The sequence below is a fragment of the Comamonas sp. CAH-2 genome (assembly GCF_009668305.1).
GTDB lineage: Bacteria > Pseudomonadota > Gammaproteobacteria > Burkholderiales > Burkholderiaceae_C > Comamonas > Comamonas aquatica.
This window is the reverse complement of record NZ_VSWF01000008.1, coordinates 49,859-65,875: the sequence shown is the minus strand read 5'-3', so window position 1 is coordinate 65,875 and position 16,017 is coordinate 49,859. Positions and strand designations below refer to the sequence as shown.

Below are 16,017 nucleotides of genomic sequence, written 5' to 3'. Positions count from 1 at the left end.
CCAGCGCCCGCTGCCCGCCACGCCACCTCGGGCATGGTTCGATCCGCACACCGGGCACCTGCTGCGCCAGCTGCACCAGGCGTTGGGCACCCAGGCTGCGAAGCAGATCGTCTGCGGCCAGGCCAGGCCGTGCAGCGCCAAGCCCGCCTGCATGGCCCCATGCCGGACTCGGCGGGCCTGCCGGGGAGCCGCTGGCTGCCGCCTTCTCGCACCATCGCTGGCCCGGGTGGCCGCAGCGCGGCAGGTTCAGTCTTGCGCCGCAGCAGCCTGGGCGAAGACCAGGCGCACCGACAGTCCGCTGCCGCCCTCGGCCGGGGGCGAGATCAGCACCAGCTCGGCCGCGTGCTTGTCGGCGATCGAGCGCACGATGGACATACCCAGCCCATAGCCGATGTGGTGGCTGCCGATGCGCGCATGGCGCTGCTGCATCTGCGCCAGCGCCTCGGGCGACAGCCCCGGGCCGTGGTCACGCACGCTGAGCGCCGGCTGCGGCGTGGCCAGCACCTGCAGCTCCACCGGCCCCTGGGTGTAATGCAGGGCGTTGTCCACCAGGTTGCGCAGCACGATGGCCAGGCCGTCCAGGTCCCCTTCCACCCACACGGCGGGCTGGTCCTCGGGCACCAGGCAGTCCAGCCGCTTGCGGGCAGCGTCCTGCTGCCAGAACTCCTGGGCGACCTGCTCGGCCAGCTGCACCAGGTTGACGCGCCCGAAATGCGCCACGTCGCCGCCCTCGGCGCGTGACAGCTGCAGCAGCCGCTCCGTGCGGTGGCTCAGGGTCGCCAGGGAGCGCAGGGCCTGGCGCACGTCGTCCAGCGGCACCTGGCCGGAGGTCTCGGCCAGAGCGCCATCCGCCACGGCCCGGTCGACCGCCGTCTGCAGGCGCAAGCGCACCTCGGCCAGGGGCGTGCGCAATTCATGCGCCGCGTTCGCCGCCAGGGAGCGCTCGACGTTCAGGGCCTCGCCCAGGCGCTCCAGCAACTGGTTCACGCCGTCCCCGACGGCGCACAGCTCCAACGGCATGTCGGCCAGCTCCAGCGGCTGCAGGTTGCTGCCGCTGCGCGCCGTGATCTGCTGCTGCAGTTGCTCCAGGGTGCGCAGCTGGCGCCGCGCCACCACCGTGATCACCCAGGCCAGCACCGGCAGCATGACCAGCAGCACCAGCACCAGCCCGATGACGGTGCGCTGGCTGGCCTCACGCCGCTCGCTCAGCGGGTCGGCCAGTTGCAGCCAGGCACCAGACACCTCGTCGTGCAGGCTGAACACGCGGTAGTCGTCGGTCTCGTAGAACCCGGCCTGCAAGGGCACGGCAAAGGCCGAGGCCGGGGTCGCCACCGAGCGCAGCAGCACCTGGCCGTTGGCGCCGCGCAGCTGCAGCAGCAAGGGCTCGGAGTGCGCCGGGCCGGGCTGGGTGCGCATCAGCAGCGGCTCGTCCAGGGCCATGGGCTGGGCCCGGTCCACTTCCAGCAAGGCGGGGTAGAGCTGGCGGTGCGCGCTCTCGACCAGCTCCACATCGAAGTTGTGCTGGATTTCGCCATTCACATAGGTGGCCACCAGGGCCGTGCTCAACAGCCAGACCGGCACCACGGCCAGGGTCAGGCTGCGGCCCAGGCGCTGGGCCAGGCTCTGCGTGCGGGGGGCGACCGGGCTCATAGCGCCGTCAGGCGGTAGCCCGTGCCGCGCACGGTTTCGATCAGCGCACTGCCCAGCTTGCGCCGCAGGCGGCTGATGAAGACTTCCAGCGTGTTGCTGTCGCTGGTGGCGTCCCACTGGTACAGGGCTTCCTGCAGCCGCTCGCGGGTGAAGATCTGGCCAGGCCGGCTGGCCAGCACGCGCAGCAAGGCCCATTCCTTGGGGGTCAGCACCACCGGAACGGCCCCGTTGCGCACCACCTCGCGGCCCAGGTCGATGGTGACCGCATCGCAGGTCAGCACCGAGCTGGCCTGGCTGCCACGACGCCGCTCGATGGCGCGCAGCCGCGCCAGCAGTTCCTCGGGGTCATAGGGTTTGACCAGGTAGTCATCGGCCCCCGCGTCCAAGCCGCGGATGCGGTCGCTGACCTGGTCACGCGCCGTCACCACGATCACCGTGGGCCGCGCCGATGGGTGGGCCGCGCTCTCGTGCAGCAGCGGCAGCAGGTGCAGGCCTTCGCCATCGGGCAGGTTCAGGTCCAGCAGCACGGCGGCATACGGCACCGTGGCCGCAAAGCCCTTGGCCTGCTGCAAATTCTCCGCCCAGTCCACGCTGAACTGCTTGCTCTTGAGATAACTCAACACGGCCTGCCCCAGCGGCCGATCATCTTCCACCAACAGGATGCGCACCCGAACCTCCTCCCAGACAGTCCCTCCAGTGTAGGCACAGCCGCCTATCCACGCCAAGCTGAACACGGGCTGAACGGCGGCTTCAGGGGCTATTCAGATGCGCTGCCTACAGTGCGCAGCCATGTCTGAATTGCACGCCTCCGCCCTCTCCCCCCAACTTGCTGCGGCCTCCGGCACCGCCCCCAGCCCCCGGCAGGCCGCACGCTGGTCGATCGCCCCGCGCTGGGCCGCCCTGGCCTTGGCCGTGTGGTGCACCGCCGCCTTGAACCAGGCCTGGTGGGGCAAGCTCACCGCACTGGCCAGCGAACAAAGCCTGGGGCTGGTCGAGGAAGCCCTGGTGGCCCTGGTGCTCACCGGGGTGACCTACCTGTGGTTCATGCTGCTGTCCTGGCCCAGGCTGCGCCGGGTCGGCTGGAGCCTGACCCTGGTCACGGCCGCCGCCGTGCAGTACTTCATGCTGCATTACAGCGTGGTGATGGACGCCAGCATGATCCGCAACACCCTGCAGACAAATTACACGGAAGGACTGGCCCTGCTCACCAGCGGGCTGGTCTGGCATGTGCTGCTGTACGCGGGTGTACCAGTGGCCGTGCTGTGGAAGGGGATCAGCCTGCGCCCGACCGCCTGGCGCAAGGACCTGTGGCGCTCCGGCCTGCTGGTGCTGGCCAGCCTGGGCGTGGTGATCGGCGGCGGACTGCTGCTGTATAAGCCCATGGCGCCGCTGGTGCGCAACCACACGGAAATCCGCTACCTGATCAACCCGATGGCCACCATCGTGTCCTTCAGCAACGCCACCCTCAAGCCCCTGTTCAAGCGCCCCCGCCCCTTCCAGCGCATCAGCGAAGGCGTGGCCCTGGGCAGCACCTATGGCGGTGGCAACGCACTGGCCGCCGCAGCCCCGGGCACAGCGCGCAAGCCGCCGCTGCTGGTGCTGATCGTGGGGGAAACCACACGCAGCGACCACTTCGGCCTGAACGGCTACCCCCGCAACACCACCCCCGAGATGGAGGCCCGCCGCGTCATCAGCTGGCGCCAGGTGCAGTCGTGCGGCACCAACACCCTGGCGTCGGTGCCCTGCATGTTTTCGCACCTGGGCAAGAGCGACTTCGAAGGCCGCAAGTTTGAATACGAGAACCTGATGGACGTGCTGCAGGCCGCCGGCCTGGGCACGGACTGGCTGGACAACCAGGCCGGCTGCAAGGAGGTGTGCAACCGCATTCCCCACGCCCAGGCCGACCAGGTGGCATCGCCCGAAGCCATCCACCGCTGGTGCAAGGACGACGAATGCCTGGACCAGCTGATGGTGGAGCTGCTGGACCAGCGCCTGCGCAGCACGCAGCCCCAGGGTGCCGCCCGCGGCACGGTGCTGGTGCTGCACCAGATGGGCAGCCACGGCCCGGCCTACTACCGCCGCTCCTCGGCCCCCAGCAAGCACTACCAGCCGGAATGCACCACCCACGTGACCTCCGACTGCAGCCGTGAGCGCCTGGTGAACGTGTATGACAACAGCATGGTGGAAACCGACCTGTTCGTTGCCCGCACCATCGACTGGCTGCAGCAACAGCAGGACCATTACGAGACCGGCCTGATCTACCTGTCGGATCACGGGGAGTCGCTGGGCGAAAACGGCCTGTACCTGCACGGCCTGCCCTATGTGATTGCGCCCGACACCCAAAAGCATGTGCCCTGGGTGCTGTGGCCCGGCACGCTGCTGGCGCGCACCGGTGTGGACGAGCGCTGCGTGCGTGAGCACATCGACCAGCCGCTGACGCACGACAACTTTTACCACACCGTGCTGGGCCTGCTGGACGTGCACAGCCCCACCTACCAGGCCCAGCTGGACGCCCTGCAGAACTGCCGCCGCAGTTGAGGCCACGTCGGGGACCGTAGCCCCCGGCGGTTCACTGCCCAGCCACGACGCGGGCGATCACCTGCCCGGCCTGCAGCACGGCACCCGGTGCCACCTGCTGCTGCAGGCGGCCGGCCTGTGGCGCGGTGATCGGGCTTTCCATCTTCATCGATTCCATCACGGCCACGACATCGCCGGCCTGCACCGCCGCGCCATCGGCCAGCTTCCACTGCACCAGGCTGCCGGCCATGGGCGCAGTGATGGCATCGGCGCTGGCCTCGGCCTGCGGTGCAGCCGCTGGCGAGGCCGCGGACGACACACTGCCCCAGGCCTGCAGCAGGCTGGCGGGCAGGCCCAGGGCCACGCGCTTGCCCTCCAGTTCGATGAAGCAGCGCTGCAAGGGCTGGTCCACCGGGGCACCGGGGCGGGCCGCCTCGACCCAGGTCTGGGCCATTTCGGTCTCGATCCAGCGGGTGTGCACCTGGAAGCCCTGCGCCGCCGTGAAGGCCGGATCCTGCACCACAGCACGGTGGAAGGGCAGCACCGAGGCCACGCCCTCGATCGCGAACTCCTGCAGCGCGCGGCGCGCGCGGGCCAGGGCCTGCTCGCGCGTGGCGCCGGTGACGATGAGCTTGGCCATCATGGAATCAAAGCTGCCCGGCACCGTGGAGCCGGACACCACGCCGCTGTCCACACGCACTCCGCCCCCGCTGGGCGCCTCGAAACGCTGGATCAGCCCCGGTGTGGGCAGGTAGCCGCGGCCCGGGTCTTCGGCGTTGATGCGGAATTCGATGCTGTGGCTGCGCGGTGTCGGCGTCTGGCTGAAGGACAGCGGCAGGCCGTCGGCAATCCGCAGCTGCTCCAGCACCAGGTCGATGCCCGTGGTCTCTTCGGTCACGGGGTGCTCCACCTGCAGGCGGGTGTTGACCTCCAAGAAAGAGATCTGCCCGCTGCGGCTGAGCAGGAACTCCACCGTGCCGGCGCTGACATAGCCGGCCGCCGCGCAGATGTCGCGCGCCGCCTGGTGGATGCTGGCGCGCTGCGCCTCGGTCAGGAAGGGCGCGGGGGCCTCTTCGACCAACTTCTGGTTGCGCCGCTGCAGCGAGCAGTCGCGCGTGCCCACCACCACCACGTTGCCATGCTGGTCGCCCAGCACCTGGGCTTCGATGTGGCGGGGACGGTCCAGGAACTGCTCCAAAAAGCATTCCCCACGGCCAAAGGCGGCCGTGGCTTCGCGCACCGCGGATTCGAACAGCTCGGCCACCTCGTCCATCTGCCAGGCCACCTTCAGGCCCCGGCCACCGCCGCCAAACGCGGCCTTGATGGCCACGGGCAGGCCATGCTGCTGCGCAAAGGCCTGGACCTCGGCCGCGCTCTGCACCGGGTCTGCCGTGCCGGCGACCAGGGGTGCACCGACCTGCAGGGCAATCTTGCGCGCCGCCACCTTGTCGCCCAGGGCCTCGATGGTCTCGGGGCGGGGGCCAATCCAGGTCAGGCCGGCGTCGATCACGGCGCGCGCAAACTCGGCGCGCTCAGACAGGAAGCCATAACCGGGATGGACGGCATCGGCGCCACTCTTGCGGGCCACCGCGATCAGCTTGTCCATGTCCAGGTAGGTCTGCGCCGGGCGCACGCCGTCCAGGCCCCAGGCCTCGTCGGCCATGCGCACGTGCAGGGCGTCGGCATCCGGGTCGGCGTAGACCGCCACGGACTGCACCCCATAGTCGCGACAGGCCCGGGCAATGCGTACGGCGATTTCGCCGCGGTTGGCAATCAAAACTTTGCGGATCATCACAAACCTTTCTTGGGGGATGGCACAGTGCCATCGTGGCCACCGGCTGTGCGGGCACAGCCATGTGCGGCCACCTGGGCCGGCCGCTGGCCGCCCCGGTGGGTCATCAAAACTTCGGGGCTCATCCGAACCTCCGACTCGTAGAAACAGCAGCACTGCCGGCACAGCCTGCGGTGCAGGCCCAGCGCGGGGCAGCCGTGGGCCAGCGCCGGGCACCGCCCGGTCTGGCCCTCCGCACGCAAGGCGTCATGCCGGACCTCCCTCGGCCAGGCCCTGCACCTCTTCAAAGAAGGGCGCCACCACGCGGAACTGGATCCGGCAATCAACGGGAATCTGCGCGGCAAGGTCCAGGTGGTAGCTGGCCAGGGACGCGATCACGGGATAGCCCCCGGTCAATGGGTGGTCGGCCAGGAACAGCACGGGCTGGCCGCTGATCGGCACCTGGATGGCGCCGACCACCGTGCCCTCGCTGGGCAGCTCGGCCGGGTTGCGGCGCTCCAGGGGTTGGACGCCCTCCAGCCGCATGCCGATGCGGTTGGACTGGGGCGTGACGCGCCAGGTCTGGCCGGTCAGCGTCTGCAGCGCTTGGGCGGTGAACCAGTCGGTGCGCGGCCCCAGGACCACGTCCAGGGTCACGGTCTCTCCGGCGCGCGGCAGGGTCGGGCGTGCGCCAGCCCCCGAGTCCACGGCGCGCAGCTGCTGCGCAGGCACTGCCTGCCCCACCACCACCCGCTGCCCGGCATGCACAGCCTGCGGGCCGACCAGGGCCAGGGTGTCGGTGGCGCAACTGCCCAGCACCGGGGTCACGCCCCAACCACCGCGCACGGCGACATAGCAGCGCACCCCGGCCTGGACGGCGCCCAGCTGCAGGGTGTCGCCATCGTCCAGGGCCACCGCCTGGTCGCCGGGCACCTCCCAGCTGTGTCCGTCGGCACTGCGCACGCGCAGCGCGACCTGGGCCCCGCTCACGGCCAGCGTGCAGACCCCGTGGGCACGCAGCACCAGCTGGCCCAGCACGTTCTCCAGCACCGGGGTGTGCACCGGGTTGCCGACCCGGCGGTTGGCCTGGCGCATGGCGCCCTGGTCCAGGGCGCCCGACGCCGAAATCCCCAGGCCCGACATGCCGTGGCGGCCGCTGTCCTGGAAAATGCTTTGCAGCCCGGGGCTTACAAATTCGATAGCTGTCTGCGCAGGTGCATCAAGGGCTGGAGGCTGATTGGATGCAGATGACTGGGTCGCCGCGGGCAGGAAGACCTGTGCGCCCTGGCGGTCGGCATCGACAAACTGCACCCGAAAACCGGGCTGGATGTAGGCCGGCTCGGCCCGCGCCAGGTCCCACATGGGCACCTCGGTCACGCCGATCAGCTGCCAGCCGCCGGGGCTGGCACTGGGATAGACCGCGCTGAAGTTGCCCCCCAGCGCCACCGAACCGGCCGGCACGCGGGTGCGCGGCGAGGTGCGGCGTGGCACCTGGAAGTTGGCGCCCCCGGACAGGTAGACAAAGCCCGGCGCGAAACCGGCAAAGGCCGCGTCATAGGGCTGGCCGCTGTGACGGGCAATCACCTCGGCCACCGACAGGCCCAGCAATTGCGCCACATCGGGCAGGTCTTCGCCGGTGTAGTGCACCGGGATGTCGACCACGCGCCCCAGGCTGGCGTGGGCCGCATCGCAGTCGCGCAGTGCCTGGGCCCCGAGGCGGGCCAGCGCCCGGATCAGCTCCGGCGTGCGCACCTGCCACGGGGCGTAGTGCACCAGCACCGTCCGGGCGGCGGGAATCAGCTCCTGCACGCCCGCAATCGGCTGTGCCAGGGCGGCACGGTACAGCGCCATGGTCTGCGCCAAATCATCCAACTCGACCAGCAGGGCATGGTCACTGGCGGGCAAGAAACGCATGCGACCGCCTCAGTCCAACGCCACGAAGGGCTGCAGCACCACACCCGCCTGCAGCAGGTGCGCACGGATCTGGCGCGCCATGTCCACCGCGCCCGGGCTGTCGCCATGCACGCAGATGGAGTCGGCCTGGATGGCCACCGGCTGGCCGGTGATGCTGGTCAGGCGACCGGTCTGCACCAACTGCAGCATGCGGTCGGCAACGGCCTGGGCATCGTGCAGCACGGCCCCGGGCAGACGGCGCGACACCAGCGAGCCATCGTCGTTGTAGGCCCGGTCGGCAAAGGCCTCGGCCACCACGCGCACGCCGCGCGCCTGCGCCCAGCCGATCAGCGGCGATCCGGCCAGCGCCATCAGGATCAGGGAGGGATCCACCGCCAGGATGGCGGTGAGCACGTCCTCGGCCTGCCGCGCATCGTGGGCGATGGTGTTGTACAGCGCGCCATGCGGCTTGACGTAGCGCACCCGGGTGCCCGCCGCGGCGGCCAGCCCCTGCAGAGCGCCGATCTGGTAGATCACGTCGGCCACTAGCTCGCTGCTGGTGGGGTCCATGTTGCGGCGGCCAAAGCCCACCAGGTCCGGGTAGGCGACATGCGCCCCCACGGCCACGCCCCGCGCCGCCGCCTGCCGCAGCGTCTGCAGGATGCCCGCCGGGTCACCGGCATGGAAGCCACAGGCCACATTGGCGCTGGTCACAATGTCCAGCATGGCTGCGTCGTCGCCCATGCGCCACGCCCCAAAGCTTTCACCGAGATCGCTATTGATATCCATCTTGTATCCTTTCAAACCGACCGTCCGCACGGATTGTTCAACAATCATTAGCAAGTTCCTTACCAACCATGGCTGCAACGCAAACCCGGCACTTTTCCAACCGATCCACCCCCACCAGCCTGGCCGACACCGTGGCCGACACCATCCGCCAGCAGCTCATCCTGGGCGAGCTGCGGGCCGGCCAGCACCTGTCGGAGGCCGCGCTGAGCCAGCAGCTGGACATCTCGCGCAACACGCTGCGCGAGGTGTTCCGCATCCTGATCAAGGAGGGCCTGCTGCGCCACGAACCCAACCGGGGCGTCGCGGTCGTGGTGCCCTCGATCGCCGACATCATTGACATCTACCGCGTGCGCCGCCTGATCGAATGCCAGGCCCTGGAAAAAGCCTGGCCCCTGCACCCCGCCCACAAGCGCATGCGCGAGGCCGTCCAGGCCGCCCACCAGGCGCGCGAGGCCAAGGACTGGAAAACCGTGGGCTCGGCCAACATGGCCTTCCACGCCGCCATCGTGGCCCTGAGCGACAGCGAACGCCTGTCGGCCATGTACGAAGACATCGCCGCCGAGCTGCGCCTGGCCTTCGGCCTGCTGGATGACCCCGAGTACCTGCATGCACCCTATGTGGACCACAACGCCCGCCTGCTGCAAATGTTCATGGATGGCCAGACCGTCGCGGCCGCCCGCGAGCTGGAGACCTACCTGGTGCAGTCCGAGCGCATGGTGCTGGCCGTCTACGCACGCCAGATCTCCTGATCCACAAGCACCAGCATCGTGCAAAAAATCCACAATGCACCTTTTTTGGTTGAACAATCACCAAACTGGTAATCAACAATCAAAAAATAAAACACCTACAAAAACGACGCATCGTTGAAATCCCTGATAGGCAATGCTCCACAGCAATGGTAGTTTTGGCACGCGAATTGCCTATACCAACCCAGATGGCATGCCACACGGGCAGGTCTTCATCCCCCTCATCAAGGAGCATTTCATGCAGCGTCGATTTTTTTGCGCCACCGCCACCCTGGTTGCCAGCCTTGGCTTTGCCTGCACCGGCATGGCCCAGACCAAGTGGGATTTCGCCACGGCTTACGCCGCCAGCAACTTCCACTCGAAGAACAACGAACAGTTTGTGAAGGATGTGGACGCCGCCACCCAGGGCAAGCTGAAGATCACGCCGCACTTTGGCGCCTCGCTGTTCAAGATGCCTGAAATCAAGCGCGCGGTGCAAACCGGCAATGCGCAGATGGGCGAGTTCTTCATGGTGAGCTTCCAGAACGAATCGCAGATCTTCGGCGTGGACGGCCTGCCCTTCCTGGTGAACAACTACGACGACGCCTTCAAGCTCTACCAAGCGCAAAAGCCTGCCCTGCAAAAGCTGCTGGACAAGCAGGGCCAGGTGCTGCTGTACGCCGTGGCCTGGCCTCCACAGGGCATCTACACCAAGAAACCCATCAACTCGGCGGCCGATCTGAAGGGCATGAAGTGGCGCGTCTACTCGCCCACCACCGCGCGCATCGGGGAACTGGTGGGCGCCCAGCCCGCCACCATCCAGGAAGCCGAGCTGTCGCAGGCCCTGGCCACCGGCGTGGTCGAAGGCCTGATCACCTCCAGCGCCACCGGCGCCGACAACAAGCTGTTCGAGAACCTGAAGTACTACTACAACGTGCAGGCCTGGATCCCCAAGAACGCCGTCGTGGTCAGCAAGAAGGCCTTCGGCGCCCTGAGCAAGCCCGAGCAGGACGCCGTGCTCAAGGCCGCCGCCGTGGCGGAAGCCCGCGGCTGGATGGAATCGCGCGAGGTGGATGCCCGCTCCATCGCCACCCTGAAGGCCGGCGGTATGCAGGTGCTGGAAGCCTCGCCCCAGTTGAAGGCCGACCTGGCCAAGGTGGGCGACACCGTGATCAAGGAGTGGCTGGACAAGGCCGGTCCTGAAGGCAAGGCCGTGCTGGACACTTTCAAGGCCGCCAAGTAATTCACCGACGCCCCCTGTGCCCTTGGTGCCGGCCAACGCTCGCAACCAAGGGCATTTTTGATGATCCCCCGTATCAACGACGCGCCGCCACTCTGTCGCGCGAAGGATTTTGCACATGCGGAAATTGATTGACGGCCTGTATACCGCGAGCAGCTGGTTGGCGGGTCTTTCCATGGTGGTCGTGCTGGTGATGGTGCTGCTCACCATCGCCAGCCGATTGCTGGGTTTCCACGCCCCGGGCACCGACGCCTACGCCGGCTATGCCATGGCCGGAGCCGGATTCATGGCCCTGGCCAGCACCCTGAAGGCCGGCGAGCACATCCGGGTCACCCTGATCCTGGGCATGCTCAAGGGCAAGGCCCACAAGGCCCTGGAAGTCATTGCCCTGGTGATTGCCACCACCCTGGCCGGCTTCCTGGCTTTTTACTCGTGCCGCCTGGCGTGGCAGTCCTGGGAGATCGACGACATCTCCGTGGGCATTGATGCCACCCCGCTGTGGATTCCCCAAATCTTCATGGCCCTGGGCACGCTGATCTTCTTCATCGCCTTCTGCGACGAACTGATTTTGGAACTGAGGGGCCAACGCAAGCCCCGCGAGCAGGAGGACGCTCACCATGAATGAGATTTTTGCCAGCATTGCACTCATCGTCGTGCTGATCACCCTGCTGGGTGGCGGCGTGTGGGTGGGACTGACCTTGGCCGGCGTGGCCTGGTTCGGCATGGAGTTCTTCACGGCACGCGCAGCCGGTGACGCCATGGCCATCACCATCTGGGGCTCAGCCAGCAGCTGGACCCTGACCGCGCTGCCGCTGTTCGTGTGGATGGGCGAGATCCTGTACCGCACCAACCTGTCCGAGAGCATGTTCCGCGGCCTGGCCCCCTGGGTCAACGCCCTGCCCGGTCGCCTGCTGCACACCAACGTGATCGGCTGCACCATCTTTGCCTCGGTCTCCGGCTCCTCGGCCGCCACCTGTGCCACCGTCGGCAAGATGAACATTCCGGAGCTGCGCAAACGCGGCTACACCGAAGCACAGATCATCGGCTCGCTGGGTGGCCCCGCCACACTGGGTCTGCTGATCCCGCCCTCGATCATCCTGATCGTCTACGGTGTCTCGGCCGAGCTGTCGATTTCCAAGCTGTTCATGGCCGGCGTGCTGCCCGGATTGCTGCTGGCGCTGCTGTTCAGCGGTTGGATCGTGGTCTGGGCGCTGCTCAACCCCGACAAGGTGCCCAAGGCCGAAGGCAGCCTGACTTTCCAGCAAAAGCTGTACGAAGCCCGCCACCTGATCCCTGTCGTGCTGCTGATTGCCAGTGTGGTGGCCAGCATCTACAGCGGGATTGCCACCGCGACGGAAGCTGCCGCCATCGGCGTGGCCGGTGCCCTGGTGCTGTCGGCCTCGCAGAAAGCCCTGACCTGGGACAGCTTCAAGGCCTCGCTGTTCGGTGCCACGCGCCTGTACTGCATGATCGCCCTGATCCTGGCGGGGGCCGCGTTCATGACGCTGTCCATGGGCTACATCGGCCTGCCACGCCAGCTGGCCGAGTTTGTGGGCAGCCTGCAGTTGTCCCCCGCCATGCTGATCATCGCCCTGGGCATCTTCTACATCCTGATCGGCTGCTTCCTGGATGGCATCTCCACCATCGTGCTGACCATGAGTGTGGTGTTGCCCATCATCCAGGCCGCAGGCATTGATCCGCTGTGGTTCGGCATCTTCCTGGTGATCACGGTGGAAACCGCACAGATCACGCCCCCGGTCGGCTTCAACCTGTTCGTGCTGCAAAGCATGACCGGCAAGCAGATCACCTACATCGCCAAAGTCTGCGCCCCCTACTTCCTGCTGATGGTGCTGGCACTGGTGATCCTGTGGTTCTTCCCCAGCATCGTGACGGCCTTGCCGGCCCAGATGTAAGCGCCAGAGCGCACGCAGCATCCTGCCAAAGGGTGCTGCGCTTTTGTCCCGCGACTGCGACAACGCCAGGACAGGGATACAAACAAAAAGGCCCTGCAAAACTTGCAGGGCCTTTTTGAATATGCCTTGGTAGGCGCGATTGGATTCGAACCAACGACCCCCACCATGTCAAGGTGGTGCTCTAACCAACTGAGCTACGCGCCTGAAAAATCAGAAGCTGCGATTGTAGCACCAAATTTTGTGCGTTTGAAAATTCGCACCACCATCTTCAACGGCGGCGCGCGGAACGCACCCCCGACACGCTGGCCACGATGCCCAGCACCTTGTTCAGGCGCCCGGAGTCCGAGACCTCGACCGTGAACGTCATCCAGGCCGTGCCCTTGACCGACTGGGTCTGCACACCGATCACATTGGTCTTCTCGCGCGCAAACACGTCCGAGATGTCGCGCAGCAGGCCCTGGCGGTCGGTGGCTTCCACGGCCACGTCGACGGGATAGACCGCCGCCTGCTTTTCGGCCTTGGGCATGCCCCAGGCCACGTCGATCACGCGCTCCTCGTTGCGTGCCGCCATTTCACGGAAGTTGCTGCAATCGGAGCGGTGCACGCTGACACCCTTGCCGCGTGTGACAAAGCCGCGGATGTCGTCCGGGGGCGCCGGCTTGCAGCACTTGGCCAGCTGCGTCATCAGCGAATCGATGCCCACGACCAGCACTCCCCCTTTGTGGGCCGCGTTATTGGCACGGGGCTTGCGCACCATGGACTGGATGTCTTCCACAGGCTCCGCAGGTTCGGGCGGACGCAGCACCACCTCGATGTTGCGCAAGGAGTACTCGTCCTTGCCCACCACCTCGAACAGCGCATCGGCCGATTTGAAGCCCAGCTGCACCGCCAGGTCGTCCAGCTTGATGGCCGTCTTGCCCTCGCGCTGCAGCAGTTTTTCCACGGCCTCGCGCCCGCGCGTCATGGTCTCGTGCGTGGCCTGGGCGTTGAACCAGGCGCGCACCTTGGCCTTGGCGCGGTTGCTGACCAGATAGCCCAGCTCGGGGTTGAGCCAGTCGCGCGAAGGCCGGCCTTCCTTGACGGTGGAAATCTCCACGGTCTGACCACTTTGCAGCTGCGTGTTCAGCGGCACCATGGTGCCGTCCACGCGTGCGCCACGGCAGCGGTGTCCCAAGTTGGTGTGCACCGAATAGGCAAAATCCACCGGGGTGGCACCCTGCGGCAGCTCGATGACGGCCGCATCCGGCGTCAACACATAGATGCGGTCGTCGAACAGGCCACGGTGCGAGGGGTTCTCGGACAGATCCTGGCCCCAGGCCAGCAGTTGGCGCAGCACCGCGATCTTGGCGTCGTACTCCCCCGTGGCACTGACCCCGGCGTAGCCCTTGGTCCCCGCCTCCTTGTAGGCCCAGTGCGCAGCCACGCCGTTCTCGGCGTGATCGTGCATGGCCTGGGTGCGGATCTGGATTTCAATCGCACGCCCCTGCTCGTCGCGCACCACGGTGTGCAGCGACTGGTAGCCATTCGGCTTGGGCTTGGCGATGTAGTCATCGAACTCCGACTCGATCGGCTTGAAGTGCTCGTGCACCCACGACAGCGCGGTGTAGCAGTCCTTGACATTCGGCACCACCACGCGCAGCGCCCGGATGTCGAACAGCTGGTCGAAGTTGAGCGACTTGCCGCGCATCTTCTTGACGATGCTGTAGATGTGCTTGGGGCGGCCCGAGACCGTGGCGCTGATGCTGTAGGCGCGCAAGCCGGATTCCAGGCGCGCGCGCAACTGCTCCATGTAGACCTCCCGCTCGGCGCGCTTTTCATCCAACAGGCGGGCGATGTCGCGGTAGGTATCGGGCTCCAGAAAACGGAACGACAGATCTTCCAGCTCCCACTTGATCTGCCAGATGCCCAGGCGGTTGGCCAGCGGCGCAAACACGTGCAGCGCCTCATAGGCCAGGCTGGGCGAAACCGGACGCTTGCTGGCGGCATACCAGCGCAAGGTTTGCAGGCGGGACGCCAGGCGCAGCAGCACCACACGCACATCGCGCGAGAAGCCCAGCAGCATCTTGCGCACGGTCTCGGTCTGCGTGGCCGGGTCGTCCACCCGCGCAGCCCCACCCTCACCCCCGCGGGCCTGCTGCTGGAAGTGCATGAGCTTGGTGGTCTCCACCGCCAGCTCGGCAAAATTGGGGCCGAAAGCCTTGGTCAGCACCTCCAGCGGCTTGTTCAGGTGCATGCTGGCATACACCAGATAGCACGCGGCCTGCATGGCTTCCGAGCCGCCAATGCCTTGCAGGATGGCGGCCGTGGCGTCCGCATGGGCCAGGGTGTTCTCGCCGGAACTCAGCGCTTCGCCCACCAGCAGGGGCTCTGCAAACGCGCGCGCGCGGCGCAGGGCATCGACCTGGTCGGGCACATTGCCCGAGGTGGCGGCCAGAAGGTGTGGAACATCGGCAGACACCGCGCTGGCGGCCGGTGCGGCAGCAGCTTCCCCGGTGGTCGGGGGCAAAGAGGTCACGCTACGCATGCAAGCCCCCGTGGAATGTCCAAGCCCGCGCAGCATCTGCGCGCGACAGGGCCTTACATACTGTATTCATTCATCACCCAAAAAGAAGTTCCGTGCGATGACCACCTGGTCATCCGCCACGAAGGTGGGGGCATGCCCCACATTTTCAAGCTCCACCACCGGAGCGCACGGGCCGCGCAACTGCATGGCAGTGGCCGTGTCCCGGGTAATCAGGTCGGACTGCGCACCCCGGACAAGCAATGTCTGTGCCTTGATGCCGTCATACAGCTGCCACAGCAGGGGTTGCGACTGCTCGGACTGCGCCTGGGTCATGCCCTGCATGGGCAGCGCGATCGCCGGGTCGTAGTGCAACTCCCAGCCGCCCTGCGCGGCGGGCCGCAGCATGGGCTGGCTCAGCGCCAGCCACTGGGCCTGGGTGTGCGGTCCAAAGCCTGCCGACAGCAGGCGCAAGGCCTCCGCGCCCTGCTGCACGCTGTCGAAGTGCGCAGGCTGGCCGACATACTGGGCGATGCGCTGCAGGGCCGACCATTCCAGCACCGGCCCTACATCATTGAGCAGCAGCTTGCGCACCGGCACGGGCAGCGGCAGTTCGGGATTGCCGGCCACCGCCATGCCGATCAGGCCGCCCATGCTGGTGCCCAGCCAGTCCAGCGCCCCGATGGGGGCCGTGGCATGCACCTGCTGCAGCAAGGCCAGCATGTCCACGGTGTACTGCGGCACGCCATAGGTCTTGGGCTGGGCCAGCCAGTCGCTGCGCCCCCGCCCCGCCACATCGGGGCAAATCACACGCGCCGACCGACTCAAATCACGCGCCAGCACATCGAAGTCGCGCCCCTGCCGCGTCAGGCCATGCACGCAGACGATCACATGCGGATGGGCCGGATCGCCGGTCTGGTTCCACTCCCAATAGGCCATGCGGTGCGTGGGCGTGCCGTGCACGGCGGCACCGGGACAGGCTACGTAGTTCAGCGTAGGTTCAACCATGGGTACGCAAT

General features: G+C 67.2%; 12 protein-coding genes and 1 tRNA gene. 5 read left to right on the top strand and 8 right to left on the bottom strand.

The features are described from left to right. Positions 1-246 precede the first annotated feature (246 nt). Positions 247-1,650, bottom strand: coding sequence for a HAMP domain-containing sensor histidine kinase (locus FYM52_RS07370; protein ID WP_154163622.1), 1,404 nt, complete (start codon positions 1,648-1,650; stop codon positions 247-249). Further along, complete coding sequence (locus FYM52_RS07365; RefSeq protein WP_162524672.1) at positions 1,647-2,318, bottom strand: response regulator transcription factor; 672 nt, start codon at positions 2,316-2,318, stop codon at positions 1,647-1,649. The genes FYM52_RS07370 and FYM52_RS07365 overlap by 4 nt, the downstream gene beginning before the upstream one ends. 121 nt (positions 2,319-2,439) lie before the next feature. On the opposite strand from FYM52_RS07365, the gene FYM52_RS07360 reads away from it, so the two are divergent. After that, on the top strand, positions 2,440-4,188 hold the full coding sequence (locus FYM52_RS07360; RefSeq protein ID WP_154163621.1) for a phosphoethanolamine transferase: 1,749 nt from the start codon (positions 2,440-2,442) through the stop codon (positions 4,186-4,188). Between the two features lie 31 nt (positions 4,189-4,219). On the opposite strand, the gene FYM52_RS07355 is transcribed toward FYM52_RS07360, so the two are convergent. The 3 genes from FYM52_RS07355 to FYM52_RS07345 all read right to left on the bottom strand — a co-directional run bounded on the left by FYM52_RS07355 (position 4,220) and on the right by FYM52_RS07345 (position 8,620). Further along, the gene (locus tag FYM52_RS07355) at positions 4,220-5,956 is read right to left on the bottom strand and encodes a biotin carboxylase N-terminal domain-containing protein (protein ID WP_162524674.1); all 1,737 of its coding nucleotides are present in this window, start codon (positions 5,954-5,956) and stop codon (positions 4,220-4,222) included. Between the two features lie 249 nt (positions 5,957-6,205). After that, positions 6,206-7,852: a carboxyltransferase domain-containing protein gene (locus FYM52_RS07350; protein ID WP_154163619.1), complete on the bottom strand. Its 1,647-nt coding sequence runs from the start codon at positions 7,850-7,852 to the stop codon at positions 6,206-6,208. 9 nt (positions 7,853-7,861) lie between these two features. Next, a complete protein-coding gene (locus FYM52_RS07345) occupies positions 7,862-8,620 on the bottom strand; it encodes a LamB/YcsF family protein (protein ID WP_154163618.1) in 759 nt (252 codons plus the stop codon). Between the two features lie 68 nt (positions 8,621-8,688). On the opposite strand from FYM52_RS07345, the gene FYM52_RS07340 reads away from it, so the two are divergent. The 4 genes from FYM52_RS07340 (at position 8,689) to FYM52_RS07325 (ending at position 12,498) form a co-directional block, all read left to right on the top strand. Then, a complete protein-coding gene (locus FYM52_RS07340; protein WP_154163617.1) occupies positions 8,689-9,369 on the top strand; it encodes a GntR family transcriptional regulator in 681 nt (226 codons plus the stop codon). A 235-nt stretch (positions 9,370-9,604) separates the two neighbouring features. After that, positions 9,605-10,588, top strand: coding sequence for a TRAP transporter substrate-binding protein (locus tag FYM52_RS07335; protein WP_154163616.1), 984 nt, complete (start codon positions 9,605-9,607; stop codon positions 10,586-10,588). A 115-nt stretch (positions 10,589-10,703) separates the two neighbouring features. Further along, positions 10,704-11,210: a TRAP transporter small permease gene (locus FYM52_RS07330; protein WP_045266563.1), complete on the top strand. Its 507-nt coding sequence runs from the start codon at positions 10,704-10,706 to the stop codon at positions 11,208-11,210. Then, on the top strand, positions 11,203-12,498 hold the full coding sequence (locus FYM52_RS07325; protein WP_045266562.1) for a TRAP transporter large permease: 1,296 nt from the start codon (positions 11,203-11,205) through the stop codon (positions 12,496-12,498). The genes FYM52_RS07330 and FYM52_RS07325 overlap by 8 nt, the downstream gene beginning before the upstream one ends. A 127-nt stretch (positions 12,499-12,625) precedes the next feature. Here the strand turns inward: FYM52_RS07325 and FYM52_RS07320 are convergent. From FYM52_RS07320 to FYM52_RS07310, 3 genes are all read right to left on the bottom strand, one after another. Then, positions 12,626-12,702: transfer RNA gene (locus FYM52_RS07320), tRNA-Val, on the bottom strand. Positions 12,703-12,766: 64 nt separating this feature from the next. Next, on the bottom strand, positions 12,767-15,022 hold the full coding sequence (locus tag FYM52_RS07315) for a bifunctional (p)ppGpp synthetase/guanosine-3',5'-bis(diphosphate) 3'-pyrophosphohydrolase (RefSeq protein WP_154163615.1): 2,256 nt from the start codon (positions 15,020-15,022) through the stop codon (positions 12,767-12,769). 66 nt (positions 15,023-15,088) lie between these two features. Continuing rightward, a complete protein-coding gene (locus FYM52_RS07310; RefSeq protein ID WP_179954936.1) occupies positions 15,089-16,006 on the bottom strand; it encodes an alpha/beta fold hydrolase in 918 nt (305 codons plus the stop codon). Positions 16,007-16,017 lie beyond the last annotated feature (11 nt).